The organism is Janthinobacterium sp. CG_23.3, assembly GCF_046115965.1.
Classification (GTDB): domain Bacteria; phylum Pseudomonadota; class Gammaproteobacteria; order Burkholderiales; family Burkholderiaceae_D; genus Janthinobacterium.
This window is the reverse complement of record NZ_JBJXIB010000156.1, coordinates 1-12,879: the sequence shown is the minus strand read 5'-3', so window position 1 is coordinate 12,879 and position 12,879 is coordinate 1. Positions and strand designations below refer to the sequence as shown.

The 12,879-nt window shown below is 67.5% G+C and carries 11 protein-coding genes and 2 pseudogenes; 6 read left to right on the top strand and 7 right to left on the bottom strand.

The window, feature by feature from the left end:
• Positions 1–253: 253 nt before the first annotated feature.
• A pseudogene (locus tag ACFDR9_RS24750) lies at positions 254–520 on the bottom strand (transposase); the annotation flags it as partial.
• Positions 521–723: 203 nt separating this feature from the next.
• Between ACFDR9_RS24750 and ACFDR9_RS24745 the strand changes: the two are divergent.
• Positions 724–1,153: pseudogene (locus ACFDR9_RS24745) on the top strand (Tn3 family transposase); the annotation flags it as partial.
• A 36-nt stretch (positions 1,154–1,189) separates the two neighbouring features.
• Here ACFDR9_RS24745 and ACFDR9_RS24740 read toward each other — a convergent pair.
• The 6 genes from ACFDR9_RS24740 to ACFDR9_RS24715 all read right to left on the bottom strand — a co-directional run bounded on the left by ACFDR9_RS24740 (position 1,190) and on the right by ACFDR9_RS24715 (position 7,349).
• Complete coding sequence (locus tag ACFDR9_RS24740) at positions 1,190–2,254, bottom strand: 3-deoxy-7-phosphoheptulonate synthase (RefSeq protein WP_017877196.1); 1,065 nt, start codon at positions 2,252–2,254, stop codon at positions 1,190–1,192.
• Positions 2,255–2,397: 143 nt separating this feature from the next.
• Complete coding sequence (locus ACFDR9_RS24735) at positions 2,398–3,051, bottom strand: transposase (RefSeq protein WP_017877195.1); 654 nt, start codon at positions 3,049–3,051, stop codon at positions 2,398–2,400.
• A 79-nt stretch (positions 3,052–3,130) separates the two neighbouring features.
• Positions 3,131–4,267, bottom strand: coding sequence for a HupE/UreJ family protein (locus ACFDR9_RS24730; RefSeq protein ID WP_409032681.1), 1,137 nt, complete (start codon positions 4,265–4,267; stop codon positions 3,131–3,133).
• A complete protein-coding gene (locus tag ACFDR9_RS24725) occupies positions 4,264–5,463 on the bottom strand; it encodes a hypothetical protein (RefSeq protein WP_409032680.1) in 1,200 nt (399 codons plus the stop codon). The genes ACFDR9_RS24730 and ACFDR9_RS24725 overlap by 4 nt, the downstream gene beginning before the upstream one ends.
• Before the next feature lie 118 nt (positions 5,464–5,581).
• A complete protein-coding gene (locus ACFDR9_RS24720; RefSeq protein ID WP_017877192.1) occupies positions 5,582–5,809 on the bottom strand; it encodes a hypothetical protein in 228 nt (75 codons plus the stop codon).
• Positions 5,810–5,843: 34 nt separating this feature from the next.
• Positions 5,844–7,349: a DUF4331 domain-containing protein gene (locus ACFDR9_RS24715; protein WP_409032679.1), complete on the bottom strand. Its 1,506-nt coding sequence runs from the start codon at positions 7,347–7,349 to the stop codon at positions 5,844–5,846.
• 201 nt (positions 7,350–7,550) lie between these two features.
• On the opposite strand from ACFDR9_RS24715, the gene ybiB reads away from it, so the two are divergent.
• From ybiB to dnaG, 5 genes are all read left to right on the top strand, one after another.
• Entirely contained in the window at positions 7,551–8,525 is a 975-nt protein-coding gene (gene ybiB, locus ACFDR9_RS24710; RefSeq protein WP_409032678.1) for a DNA-binding protein YbiB, read from the top strand.
• Between the two features lie 133 nt (positions 8,526–8,658).
• Entirely contained in the window at positions 8,659–9,873 is a 1,215-nt protein-coding gene (locus tag ACFDR9_RS24705; protein ID WP_409032677.1) for an NAD(P)/FAD-dependent oxidoreductase, read from the top strand.
• Positions 9,874–10,038: 165 nt separating this feature from the next.
• The gene (rpsU, locus tag ACFDR9_RS24700) at positions 10,039–10,251 is read left to right on the top strand and encodes a 30S ribosomal protein S21 (protein ID WP_008451879.1); all 213 of its coding nucleotides are present in this window, start codon (positions 10,039–10,041) and stop codon (positions 10,249–10,251) included.
• A 152-nt stretch (positions 10,252–10,403) separates the two neighbouring features.
• Positions 10,404–10,853, top strand: coding sequence for a GatB/YqeY domain-containing protein (locus ACFDR9_RS24695; protein WP_026132986.1), 450 nt, complete (start codon positions 10,404–10,406; stop codon positions 10,851–10,853).
• Positions 10,854–10,948: 95 nt separating this feature from the next.
• Positions 10,949–12,745 carry a DNA primase gene (gene dnaG / locus ACFDR9_RS24690; RefSeq protein WP_409032676.1) on the top strand — a complete coding sequence of 599 codons (1,797 nt, stop codon included), beginning with the start codon at positions 10,949–10,951 and terminating at the stop codon, positions 12,743–12,745.
• Positions 12,746–12,879 lie beyond the last annotated feature (134 nt).

The following is a 12,879-nucleotide window of genomic DNA, read 5'->3' as shown; positions in this document are numbered from 1 at the left end:
AACCTCAACTACTCGAACCGCCCGGTGCGGACCCGCATGCCGGGTGGTGTGGCAGGGGTCGGCTAGTTTCACTGGCCGCCCCTATGCCAATTCGCTAAACAACTCTCAACCAAATAAGGAAACGGTAATTATGCCTCATACCAAACCCACCACGGCCCTGCTATATGGCCAATCTGGCCTACTGACGGCCCAGGCCTTCAACGCACCCACACCGGTGTGACCGAACTGATCGTTGATATAGTCGACATCACGGCGCCTTATAGCCACTGAAATCGTCGACCATGAGGCGCCCTTGCCAGTCTTGCAGATAGTCGCGCGCGAACTGGCCGCCGCGCCCCGGCTGATAGTCGAACGCGACAATGGGCGGCCCATCCTCCAGCTTGCCGCTGCGGTAGGCCCACAGGTAGGCTTTCTCGGTCTTTCCCTTGCCGGGATCGAGTTGCGCGACCGGCGCTTCATCGGCATACGGCACCCGCGCTGGCGCTGGAAGTGGCTTAGCCGATCGGCCAGCGCTCGGACTGGTTCTAGCGCGGCAGCGGCACATTGTCGCGCGCCGTTAACATTTCACCTATGAAGCGGCCAGCAATCACATCGCATTTTCCGATCGTTTCCAGGCTGATCATGCGCGCCATTTCACAGCATCCAGGCGCGCGTGTCGGCCATGCGCGTATCCACGGCCTCGACGGCGCACACATACCTGTGTCGGGCTGGGGATCATGACAACGGCGTGCGGTCGTCGAGTTCGACAAGCTGGTGCGCAGCATCGACACGCTGCGCTACCTGCGCAATCCGCAATTGGAACGACACGCGCATCGCTCGCAGAACCGCATCGAGTCTTACCACCAGTTACGCTCGACCATCGCGCAGGTCGGAGGAAGGAAGGAAGGAATTGACTGGTCGCACCGACATCGAAATGGAGATCAGCAACCAGTGCGCCAGACTGATCGGCAGTGCGATCATTTATTACAACTCGGCCATTATGTCGAGATTGCTGGCGAAGTATGAAGCGGACGGCAACGCCAAGGCCGTGGCGCTGACCACCCAGATACCGCCGGCAGCCCGGCGGCACACTCTGCTCAACGGGCACTACACCTTCCAGAACGGCGGCAAGATGATCGACCTGGACACGCTCCTCGCCGAGCTGGATTTGGGTGGCGGAATTTTCTGGGGTTGCGGCTTAGAACCCCGCTTAGTCGCGCGGACGCAGGCGCAGCTGGGCGGCGGCGTCGCGCAGCATCGTCGCGGTGGTGTCCCAGTCGATGCAGCCGTCGGTGACCGAGCAGCCGTACTGGAGTTCGGACAGGTTCTGCGGGATCTTTTGGTTGCCGGCGACCAGGTTCGATTCGATCATCACGCCCACCAGCGACTGGTTGCCGTGGCGGATCTGGTTGATCACGTCGGCCATCACCAGCGGTTGCAGCTCCGGCTTCTTGTAGCTGTTGGCGTGCGAGCAGTCGACCACCAGGTTGGCCGGCAGCTTGGCCTTGGCCAGCGCCTGCTCGGCGATGGCGATCGAGACCGAGTCGTAGTTCGGGCGGCCGTCGCCGCCGCGCAGCACCACGTGGCCGTAGGCGTTGCCGCGGGTGCGCACGATGGCGACGTTGCCGGCGCTGTTGATGCCGAGGAAGGAGTGCGGGTGCGCCGACGACAGGATGGCGTTGATGGCGATGCTGATGTCGCCGTCGGTGCCGTTCTTGAAGCCGACCGGGGTCGACAGGCCGGACGACATTTCGCGGTGCGTCTGCGACTCGGTGGTGCGCGCGCCGATCGCGGTCCAGGCGATCAGGTCGCCCAGGTATTGCGGCGAGATCGGGTCGAGCGCCTCGGTGGCGGTCGGCAGGCCCAGCTCGCACACGTCGAGCAGGAACTGGCGCGCCTTTTCCATGCCGACGTCGACGCGGAAGGAATCGTCCATGTCGGGGTCGTTGATGTAGCCCTTCCAGCCGGTGGTGGTGCGCGGCTTCTCGAAATACACCCGCATCACCAGCAGCATGGTGTCGGCCACCTCGGCTTGCAGCGCCTTCAGGCGGCGCGCGTAGTCCAGGCCGGCGACCGGGTCGTGGATCGAGCACGGCCCGACGACGACGAACAGGCGCGGGTCGCGCCGGTCGATGATGGCGCGCAGCGCCTCGCGGCCTTCGCTGACGGTCTGCAGCGCGGCGGCCGACAGCGGCAGCTTGGCGTGCAGGGCTATGGGCGAGGGCATCGGCGCGAAAGAGGTGACGTTGATGTTTTCGATGTCTGGCGTGTTCATGTTTCTAGGCTCGGCTTTCGGTCAGGCGTTCTCGGGAACCATTAGTGTAGCGGAAAAGACGCCTGCGGCAGTGCCTGCGCCGGCGCCGGGCGTGGGGCGGACCCTTGGGGGCTGGGCCCGGGCTTGCGCGGCGGCGTGAAACCTCAGTGCGGCAAGCAGGCGTTGCCGGCGGGCGCCGGTGCCCGTTTAACCAGCTCGACGTTGCGCGCCAGCGCCGGATGGCGGTGCAGGTGCGCGTCGATGTCGCGTTCGAGCTGCCTGACCTGGCCGTCCAGGCAGGCGATGGCCGCGCGCACGTGTTCGGCCAGCGCCTCCTGCCCGGCCAGTTGGTAGTTCTGGCGGCGCCGCGACTCGCCCAGGCGGATCGTGCGCAGCGCGTGCAGCTGCGCCAGCCAGGCGCGCAGCGCGCGGAAGGCCACCGGCGGCGGCACCCACGGCGCCGGCCGGGTTTCGGCGCAGAAGCGCGCCAGCAGCACCGCGTCGATACCGCTCTGGCGCGCCGGCGCCGGGGCGCTGGAGGCGAAGGCCTGCACCCGCTCCGGGTCGACGTCGCTGACCACCATGCCCATCGCCGTCAACGCCAGCGCCGCCGCCTCGCTGTACGGACCGGTCGCTTCCATGCAGACCGGCAGGCCGGCCACGCTGACCTCGTGCCGGGTCAGCCAGTCGCGCAGCCAGCGGAAGCCGGCCAGGTCGTTTTCGACGACCTTGTTCTGGATTTCGCCGCGCGCCAGCAGCGCGACGTCCAGTTTCAATTTGCTGACATGGATGCCGACAGCCGGCTGTGTATTGGTCATGGTGGATTCGTTCTCGTAAGCCTGACCCGGATCTTATTGCAAAGTACCGCAAAGAGCGCGTTCGATTCGACCGGTTCGCTCAAAATGGCAACAGTTTCAATTCCAGCGCGCGTTCGGCCAGCCACAACGCCGCCAGCAGCGCGATCAACGCCGAGCCGGCGCCGAACAGCAGCCGGTACAGCCAGGTGCGGCGCAGCAGGTAGGCCAGCGGCAGGAAGACGGCGACGATGGCGAGTTGGCCGATTTCCACGCCCAGGTTGAAACCCAGCAGGCTGCTCAGCAACGACTCTTGCGGCAGGCCGAGGTCGGCCAGCACGCCGGCGAAGCCGAAGCCGTGGATCAGGCCGAAGCCGAAGGCGGCCAGCGCGCGGCGCCCGCGGAACAGCGGCAGCAGGTTGTTCAGCGCCGCCAGCAGCACCGAGGCGGCGATCGCCGATTCGACCCAGCGCGACGGCAGCGCCACCACGGTCAGGCTGGCCAGGGTCAGCGTCACCGAGTGCGCCGCGGTGAAGGCGGTGACGACCTTGAGCACGTCGAGCGCGCAAGCCTTGAAGCCGCCGGCCCGTCCCGCGCCGTCGGTTTTAGCGCCCGGCAACACCGCCGGCAGCAGCAGCGCCAGCAGGAACAGGATGTGGTCGAAGCCGATCCAGATGTGCCAGACGCCGTGGCGCACGTAGGCGCCGAACTGGCCGAGCCGGTCCGGCGCGGCCAGGGCGAGGTGCTGGCGCGCCTGCTGCGGGCTGAAGATGGCGGTGCTGGTGGCGCCGGCGTGGCTTAGTTTGAGCAGCCCCTTGTGCTGCGGGTCGAGGTCGGCGAACAGGCGGTAGTCGACGTCGAGCGCGGTGATCGGGGCGGGGCAGTCGGCGCGAAAGCGCAGCACGCTGTAGGCGCCGTCGGTGTGGCGCTCGATTCGCTGGTCCAGCACGCGCGCCGGGCAGACGCCGCGCGCGCCGGACAGGTCGAGCCGGCCCAGCGCGTAGGCGGCGATGGCGGGGTGGCGGCCGCGGACCTCGTCCCAGGTCAGTTGGCCGTCGCCGTCGCCGTCCAGGCCAATGGCGAAGTCGAGGTCGCGCAGCGCGATGTCCCACTGGCCGAGCACCGCGCCGCCCTCGACGGCCAGCGCCAGGTAGCTGTCGCTCGGCTTGTGCGCCTGCGCCGGCGCGGCCAGCCCGGCCAGCAAGGCCAGTAGCGCCAGGAAGGGCGCGATCAGCTTCACGCGCCCGCCCGCAGTTGCCGCGCCAGCCGCGCCAGGGCGACGTCCTCGACGCCGTTGGCGGCGATCCATTGCAGCACCGGCGCGGCGGCGGCGGCGTCGCGCGCCCGTAGCGCCGCCTCCAGGTAGACGCGCATGTCGGCCGGCTCCTTTTGCACCGCCCAGTTGCGCCGCGCCAGCGCCAGCGCGGCGGCGCCGTTGCCGCGCAGGTGCAGCTCGAAGCGGGCTTGCTCGCGCTGGTGCACGGTGTCGCCGCGCAGCGCGGCGGCGTCGAAGCGCGCGCCCAGCTCGGCGGCGGCGGCGGCCAGCGCCTGCGGCGTGCCGGCGCCCTGCTGCAGCGCCAGCGCGTGGCGCAGCAGCAGGGCGTCGACGCGGCCCTGGTCCTTGAGCAGCTTGACCACCTCGGCCGGGCGGCGCTGGTCGAGCAGGAAGTCGGCGTAGGCGCCCAGCAGATAGCTGTCGCGCGGGTCGAGCGCCAGCGCGGCGCGGTAGCGCGCCTCGGCGACGGCGGCGTCGCCGCGGCGGGTGGCCATTTCCGCCAGCAGCGTCAGCGCCCAGCTTTGCAACTCGGACGCGGCGCCGGCGCTGCGCTGCAAGGTCAGCGCGAGCAGTTTCTCGCTGTTGAGCAGACGCCCGCTGACGCCGGCGACGCCGGACAGGCAGGTCACGCCGACCAGCGCGTCGGCCAGGCCGGCCGCGCGGGCGCAGCTGGCGGTGGCCGCCGGATAGTCGCCCTGCACCGTCAGCACGGTGGCGCGCGTAAGCCAGGCCTGGGCGTTGGCCGGATCGCCGGCGATGACCGCGTCCAGGTCGGCCAGCGCGGCGCTGAATTGATGGGTACTTTGCAGCACGGTGGCGCGCAGCAGGCGCACCTCGGCCGGCGGCGCCGGCAACTGCCACCACGGCGCCAGCGCGGCCTGGGCGTAGCCCAAGTAGCGCGGATCGGTCTCGCTGCGGGCCGCGCCGATGTAGCGCCGCGCCAGTCCGGTGGCCAGGCCCAGGTCGCGCGGGTGCGCGGCCAGCGCGGCGCGCAGGCTGCGCAGCTCGCGCTGCAGCGGATCCGCGCGGCGCGGCAACACCTCGACCACCTCGGCGCCGCTGGCCGGGGTATAGGGAGCGGCAACGGCGGCCGCGCCCGGGAGCGCCGCCGCCGCGCACACGGCCAGCGCGCCGAAGCGTCGGGAAAAGGTGTTTGTCATGATGTGCAGTAATACATAGCGTTAATGTCCTCAGCGTCGCCGCCGCATAGTGCAAGCCTGCGGCAACGAACCGGGGTCGGACCCTCGGGCGACCGACCCCGGTTTCACGCCGCTGTTTTTACAAGGGCAACGGATCGGTATCGTCCGGCGTCGTCACGGCGACGGCGTCGATCTCGGCCGGATCGGCGTCGTCGGCGCTGCCGGCCACCAGGGCCATGACGCTGGCGACGAACGGGTTCGGCGCGGGCGCGGCGGCGCCGCCGTTGACGCCGTCGTCGACGGCGTCGCCGCCGCCGCTGCCGCAGGCGCTAAGAAGCAGCGCCAATACAATCGATAGTTTTTTCATCTGGCTCTCCTCAATGGTTGTTCGATGGCGCCGCTCATTGCTGCGGCGAGCCGGCGATCGGCGTCTTCAGGTAGGGGAAGCCGGCGCCGAAATAGCTTTCGTCGAGGAAGGCGCCGTCGGTGAAGCGGATCGCGCCGGCCGGCGCGTCGGCCGGCACGCAGCCGATGTTCAAGGTGCACAGCTTGCCCATCACCACGCGCAGCGCCACGTCGACCACGTCGTCGCCGGGGCGGCGGCCGTTCGGAAAGCCGGCGCCGTCGCCGTCGATCACGCCCAGGCGTTTTTGCGCGCCGATCGGGGTCGGCGCGGTCGAGGTGTTCAGGCGCAGCATTTCGGCGGCCTTGACGTTGGCCGGCTGGTTCACGCCCTTGATGCCGGTCAGGAAGGTGGCGACCAGGTCATTGCGCGGGAAGTTGGTCGGGGCCTTGGCGCCGGCGCTGCCGAACAGCACTTCGACCAGGGCCGGCAGGGTCGGGTTGGTCACATAGTCGGCGAACTGGCCGTCGGCCGACGGCGCGCTGTGGTTGAAGCGGTCCTTGTCCTTCAGGCCGATCACCACCTCGTTGACCAGCGGCATGCCCAGGCGCGACACCTGGACCCAGGCGCCGCCCTCCTTGGAGGTGTCGGCGCCGCCCTTCGGAGACGGGTTGAGCAGGCGGCCCTGGCGCAGGCTGGCCGTGGTCCAGCCGCCGATCACCGGTTCGGCGCCGCCGCTGGCCGTCAGGCAGGCGGTGGCCACTTCCAGCTCGATCGAGGTGACGTTCTTGTCGGCCAGGTCGTCGCGGGCGCCCTTTTCGGCGTTGGCGCTGAACTCGACGGCGGGCGCCTTAATGTTGATCAGGTCGAAGGTTTCGCCCAGGTTGACGGCGAAGGAATCCTTGCGCTGGCCGACGAACAGGCGCGCCGGCGTGGCGCAGCCGGGGATGTTGACGCTGTAGACGTGCTTGGCGGCGTAGGCGGCGTAGTCGGGAATCGCCTTCTTGCCGATGTTGTCGATCGGCTTGTCGAAGACGGCGGCGCCGCCGCTGGCGTTGGTGACGGCGGCGCGGCTGCCGTGGCGGCGGTCGCCGCGCACCACGGTCACGCCGTAGGTTTCGCGCACGTTGATGCCGGCCGGGTTGACGCTGTCGATGGCGCCGCCGTTGATGACCAGGGGAATCGAGACCTTCTTGCCGCCGACGGTGAACTGGGCGTCCTTGATGGTGTTGGCGAAGCGGAACTGGAACGTCAGGTCTTCCTTGGCGTCGCCGTTGTTGTCGATGTGGATTTCGTAGAGCGCGTCCGGGTCCATCGCGAAATAGTTCGGGCCGCCGTAAGCGTCTTGCAGCGGCACGTAGTTGGCCACCAGCGTGACGAACTTGTCGCGGCCGGCCTCGTAGCTGCGGAACATATAGAAATCGGTGGCGTCCACTTTGGGTGTGCGCGTGATGAACGGCGCTTCGCGGTGGCTCGACGCGAACGCGGCCGGGGCGAAGGCGCAGGCGATTAGGTTGCTCAGTATCGCCGCTGCGATGGCGGTTTTTGGTGCTGTGACTGACATGGTGGTCTCCAATGAAGGTACGGAACAGGGACGGGGTGTCGCGCGCTACCGTGGATATACGCGGCCGCCAGACGGTTGGATTCAATTATCGGCGATTGTTTCTACATATATTTTTGCCGCTCCGGGCGGGCGCCTCAGCGCCTATGTGAAAAAAGCCACGGGCCGGCTTCAAGGCAAGGGCAAATCCTGTAAACTGGCGGCATGACTCCTATCGCCCCCCCAGTTTCGCTAGAACCCTTCCCGGCCGCGCGCTTCATCAAAGAGATCGGCCGCGGCAAGCACGGCGCGCGCGGTATGGCGCGCGCCGACGCCGAGGCGCTGTACGGCGCCATGTTGGCCGGCCGGGTCTCCGACTTGGAGCTGGGCGGCATCATGTTGTCGATGCGCATCAAAGGCGAATCGGTCGATGAAATCGCCGGCTTCCTGGCCGCCGCCGAGGCCTCGTTCGCGCCGCTGGCGGCGCCGGCCGGCCGCTACGCGCCGATCGTCATTCCCAGCTACAACGGCGCGCGCAAGATGGCCAACCTGACCGCGCTGCTGGCGCTGTTGCTGGCGCGCGAAGGCGTGCCGGTGCTGGTGCACGGCGTCGACAGCGACCCGGGCCGCGTGACCACGGCCGAAGTGTTCGCGGCGCTGGGCGTGGCGGCCGCCACCGGCCACGGCGAGGCCGAGGCCGCGCTGGCGGCCGGGCGGCCGGCCTTCATCGGCATCGACGCGCTGGCGCCGGCGCTGGCGCGGCTGCTGGCGATGCGGCGCGTTCTGGGCGTGCGCAATTCGACCCATACGCTGGTCAAAATCATGCAGCCGTTCGCCGGGCCGGCGCTGCGGCTGGTGTCCTACACCCACCCGGAATACCTGGAAATGCTGGGCGAATACTTCACCACGGCGGCGCCGCAGGAACGCGGCGACGCCTTCCTGATGCGCGGCACCGAGGGCGAAACCGTGGCCAACGCCAACAAGGCGCAGCAGATCGACTGGTTCCACGGCGGCGCCCGCACCGTGTTGGTGGAAAAGCAGGGCCTGGTGCAAACGCTGCCGGACCTGCCGGCGGAGCGCGACGCCGCCACCACCGCCGCCTGGATCTCGGCCGTGCTGGCCGGCGCGGTGCCGGTGCCGGCGTCGATCGCCGAGCAGGTGGCGCAATGCCTGCGGGTATCGGCCGCGCTGCGCGCCTAATCGCGCGGGCCGGCAACGCTGAAACCAAGCTGAGGCAAAGAGCCGGGGTTCAGCCCTTGGTTTTAACTGTCGCAACGCCGAAGCGTCTGGGTTTACAATGGCGCTTTGAAATTAAGCGGGTCCGGAAATCTCTATGGCAAAACAATTTGATGTGGCAGTGATCGGCGCCGGCGCGGCCGGCATGATGTGCGCGGCCGTCGCCGCCCAGGGCGGCAAGCGGGTGGTGTTGATCGACCACGCCGACAAGCTGGCCGAGAAGATTCGCATCTCCGGCGGCGGTCGTTGCAATTTCACCAACATCAACGCCGGGCCGCAGAATTTCCTGTCGGACAACCCGCATTTCTGCAAGAGCGCCTTGTCGCGCTACACGCCGCAGGACTTCTTGGCGCTGGTGAAGAAGCACCGCATCGGCTACCACGAGAAGCACAAGGGCCAGTTGTTCTGCAACGAGTCGGCCGAGCAGATCATCCAGATGCTCAAGGACGAGTGCGCCGCCGCCGACGTGCACTGGCGCATGCCGTGCAAGGTGGAATCCATCGCCCGGGGCGACGACGGCGCCTTCGTGCTGCGCACCGACAGCGGCGACATCGACGTGGCCAGCGTCGTCGTCGCCAGCGGCGGCTTGTCGATTCCGAAGATCGGCGCCAGCGACTTCGCCTACCGCCTGGCCGAGCAGTTCGCGCTGCGCATGGTCGAGCCGCGCCCGGCGCTGGTGCCGCTGACCTTTGACGACGCCGCCTGGGCGCCGTTCGCGCCGCTGTCGGGCATCGCGCTGGAAGTCGAGGTGACGACCGGCACGCTGAAGGGCAAGAATCCGAGCGGCGCGCGTTTCCGCGAAGACTTGCTGTTCACCCACCGCGGCCTGTCCGGCCCGGCGATCCTGCAAATTTCCAGCTTTTGGCAGCCGGGCACGCCGATTGTCGTCAATTTGCTGCCGGAGATGGACGTCGCGCAAACGCTGATCGAAGGCAAGGGCGGCATCAAGAAGCAACTCGACAATGTGCTGTCGCAATGGTTGCCGGTGCGCCTGGTCGAGGGGCTGCTGGCGGCCACCGGCCTGGCCGCCGACGCCCGCCTGGCCGACTTGACCGACGCGGCGCTGCGCAAGCTGGGCGCGGCCGTCAACCAGTGGTCTATCGTGCCGAGCGGCTCCGAGGGCTACCGCAAGGCCGAGGTGACGCGCGGCGGCATCGACACGCGCGACCTGTCGCAGCAAACCATGATGGCGGCCAAGGTGCCCGGCCTGTACTTCATCGGCGAGGCGGTCGACGTGACGGGCTGGCTGGGCGGCTATAATTTCCAGTGGGCCTGGGCCTCCGGCGTGGCCGCCGGGCTGGCGCTGCGCTAGTTGACCAGGGGAGGGCGCGCGCTGTTGCGCAAGCGATACGGCGGGCGCCGCCGCGGCGGGTTTTTTAGCAACGGCGCGCGCCGGCGCACGCATCGCCGCTTCCCTTTTCGTGCAATCGATGCTACTATCTACCTCTTCCTATAAATCAACGGTTTGAATTTTTACATGACCACTATTCGCCTTAAAGAAAACGAGCCGTTCGAAGTCGCAATGCGTCGCTTCAAGCGCACTATTGAAAAAACTGGTCTGCTGACCGAATTGCGCGCACGCGAATTCTACGAAAAGCCAACAGCTGAGCGCAAGCGCAAGCTGGCAGCTGCTGTTAAGCGCCACTACAAGCGCATTCGCAGCCAGCAATTGCCTAAAAAATTATTCTAAGACTGTTCATTCAAAACTAACCCGGGTTATAGGCGCTTTGGTCGCCAGGGGTTATGTTTTGTTTCATCTGGATGTTAGGTTCAGATGGGTCGCATACCCGCTCCGGTTCGCCGCAGCGGGTTTTCGCATTTATACACCACACGGAGCACAGCATGGGTTTGAGAGAGCAGATTACGGAAGACATGAAAGCCGCGATGCGCGCCAAGGAAACGGTCAAGCTGGGCACCATCCGCCTGCTGCTGGCCGAGATCAAGCGCAAGGAAGTCGACGAGCGCATCGAAGTCAACGACGAGCAGAGCGTGGCCATCGTCGAAAAGATGATCAAGCAGCGCAAGGATTCGATCACCCAGTTCGAGGCCGGCGGGCGCGCCGACCTGGCCGACATTGAAAAGGCGGAACTGGCCTTCCTGGTCGGCTACATGCCGGCCGGCCTGTCGGACCAGGAAATCGCCGCCGAAGTGGCCGCCGCCGTGGCCGCCTCCGGCGCCGCCGGTCCGCAGGACATGGGCAAGGTGATGGCGATCGTCAAGCCGAAGCTGGCCGGCCGCGCCGACATGACGGTGGTGTCCGCGCTGGTCAAGAAAGCCCTGGCGCCCGCCTAAGCGCGCCGCGTGTCGCAGCGCCGCGCGTTGACCTGGATCAATCCGGGCAGCGCGCGGTGGTATAGCCTGATCAATAACAAGACCCCCCGAGCCCCGTGATCCCACAATCCTTCATTTCCGATTTGCTCAACCGCGTCGACATCGTCGACGTGGTCGGCCGTTACGTGCAGCTGAAAAAGGGCGGCGCCAACTTCATGGGCCTGTGCCCGTTCCACAGTGAAAAGTCGCCCAGCTTCACCGTCAGCCCGACCAAGCAGTTCTACCACTGCTTCGGCTGCGGCGCGCACGGCACCTCGATCAACTTCCTGATCGAATACTCCGGCATGGGCTTCGTCGACGCCGTCAAGGACCTGGCGCAAAACGTCGGCATGGTGGTGCCCGAGGCCGACGACAAGATTCCGCCGGCCCAGCGCGCGCAGATGCAGGCCCAGAGCATGGCGCTGTCGGACGCGATGACGCACGCCTGCGACTTCTACCGCGGCCAGTTGCGCGGCGCCGGCGTGGCCATCGCCTACCTGAAGAACCGCGGCCTGACGGGCGAAATCGCGGCGCGCTTCGGCATGGGCTTCGCCCCCGGCGGCTGGGACAACCTGCGCTCGGTGTTCCCCGACTACGACGCCGTCGCGCTGGCCGAGGCCGGCCTGGTGATCGACAAGGTCGACGAGGACGGCGGCAACCGCAAGCGCTATGACCGCTTCCGCGAGCGCATCATGTTCCCGATCCGCAACACCAAGGGCCAGGTGATCGCCTTTGGCGGGCGGGTGCTCGACCATGGCGAGCCGAAATATCTGAATTCCCCCGAAACCCCGCTGTTTTCCAAGGGTTTCGAGCTGTACGGCCTGTTCGAGGCGCGCCAGGCGATCCGCGACGCCGGCTACGTCCTCGTTACCGAGGGCTATATGGACGTGGTGGCGCTGGCGCAGATGGGCTTTCCGCAAGCCGTCGCCACGCTCGGCACCGCCTGCACGCCGACCCACGTGCAAAAGCTGCTGCGCCAGACCGACAACGTCATCTTCAGCTTCGACGGCGACAAGGCCGGCCGCCGCGCCGCCCGCCGCGCGCTCGAGGCCAGCCTGCCGCACGTGTCCGACAACAAAACCATCAAATTCCTGTTCCTGCCGACCGAGCACGACCCGGACAGCTATATCCGCGCCTACGGCGCCGAGGCCTTCGAGCAACAGGTGCACGAGGCCATGCCGTTGTCGCAGTTCCTGCTCAAGGAAGCCTCGGGCGAGCACGACCTGTCCGAGCCGGAGGGGCGCGCGCGCGTCCAGTTCGACGCCAAGCCGATGTTGCAGGCGATGACGCCGTCGGCGCTGCGCCTGCAGATCGTGCGCGGGCTGGCGTCGATGACGCATACCACGCCGGCCGAGATCGAGGCGCTGTTCGAGCTGGCCAAGCCGGTGGCGGTGGCGCAGCGGGCGCCGCCGCGCTCCGGGCGCACCATGCCGGTGGGGCTGGAGTTGCAGATCATCCGCATCCTGGTCGCGCATCCGCCGCTGAGCCTGGAAATCGACGCCGCCGGCCTGGCCGCCTTCGGCTATTTCGGCGCCGGCAACGCCGAGCGCCTGGCGCAGCTGGTGGCGGCCGGGCAGGAGCTGGGCGCGGCTGGCAGCTTCGCCGCGCTGGCGCAGCATTTGAAGGCCCAGGGCGGCGACTACGACGCCATCATCGGCGAGATCGCCGCCAGCCCGGAGTCCGACGCCGACAGCGACCGGGTCTGGATGGTCGGGGCGATCCGCCAGCTCAAACTCGACGCCTTGAAGCTGGAATTGAGCCAATTGTTCGCCGCCGGTTTGTCTTCCGACGAAATTGGTGTACGCTACCGCGAAATTACATCGCAACAGGACCAATTGTTGCGCGAGGGCGAGGCGGAATTGGCCAACCGCTAGCGGGGAAATCCCGGCGCCGCCCCCGGGCGGCGCCGGGCTGGAAAAAGAATTTGGCCGTGCTATGCCTCAACGCTCAGTATTTCCTGCTTTTGCAGGGTAGCATCGTTTCTAAAACCATATTTTTTTTCAGTCAG

What these genes read in the sequence shown, in the direction of transcription:
- ACFDR9_RS24740 (WP_017877196.1), bottom strand. Translation starts at nt 2,254, where the DNA reads ATGAACACGCCAGACATCGAAAACATCAACGTCACCTCTTTCGCGCCG.
- ACFDR9_RS24735 (WP_017877195.1), bottom strand. Translation starts at nt 3,051, where the DNA reads ATGACCAATACACAGCCGGCTGTCGGCATCCATGTCAGCAAATTGAAA.
- ACFDR9_RS24725 (WP_409032680.1), bottom strand. Translation starts at nt 5,463, where the DNA reads ATGACAAACACCTTTTCCCGACGCTTCGGCGCGCTGGCCGTGTGCGCG.
- ACFDR9_RS24720 (WP_017877192.1), bottom strand. Translation starts at nt 5,809, where the DNA reads ATGAAAAAACTATCGATTGTATTGGCGCTGCTTCTTAGCGCCTGCGGC.
- ACFDR9_RS24715 (WP_409032679.1), bottom strand. Translation starts at nt 7,349, where the DNA reads ATGTCAGTCACAGCACCAAAAACCGCCATCGCAGCGGCGATACTGAGC.
- ybiB (WP_409032678.1), top strand. Translation starts at nt 7,551, where the DNA reads ATGACTCCTATCGCCCCCCCAGTTTCGCTAGAACCCTTCCCGGCCGCG.
- ACFDR9_RS24705 (WP_409032677.1), top strand. Translation starts at nt 8,659, where the DNA reads ATGGCAAAACAATTTGATGTGGCAGTGATCGGCGCCGGCGCGGCCGGC.
- rpsU (WP_008451879.1), top strand. Translation starts at nt 10,039, where the DNA reads ATGACCACTATTCGCCTTAAAGAAAACGAGCCGTTCGAAGTCGCAATG.
- ACFDR9_RS24695 (WP_026132986.1), top strand. Translation starts at nt 10,404, where the DNA reads ATGGGTTTGAGAGAGCAGATTACGGAAGACATGAAAGCCGCGATGCGC.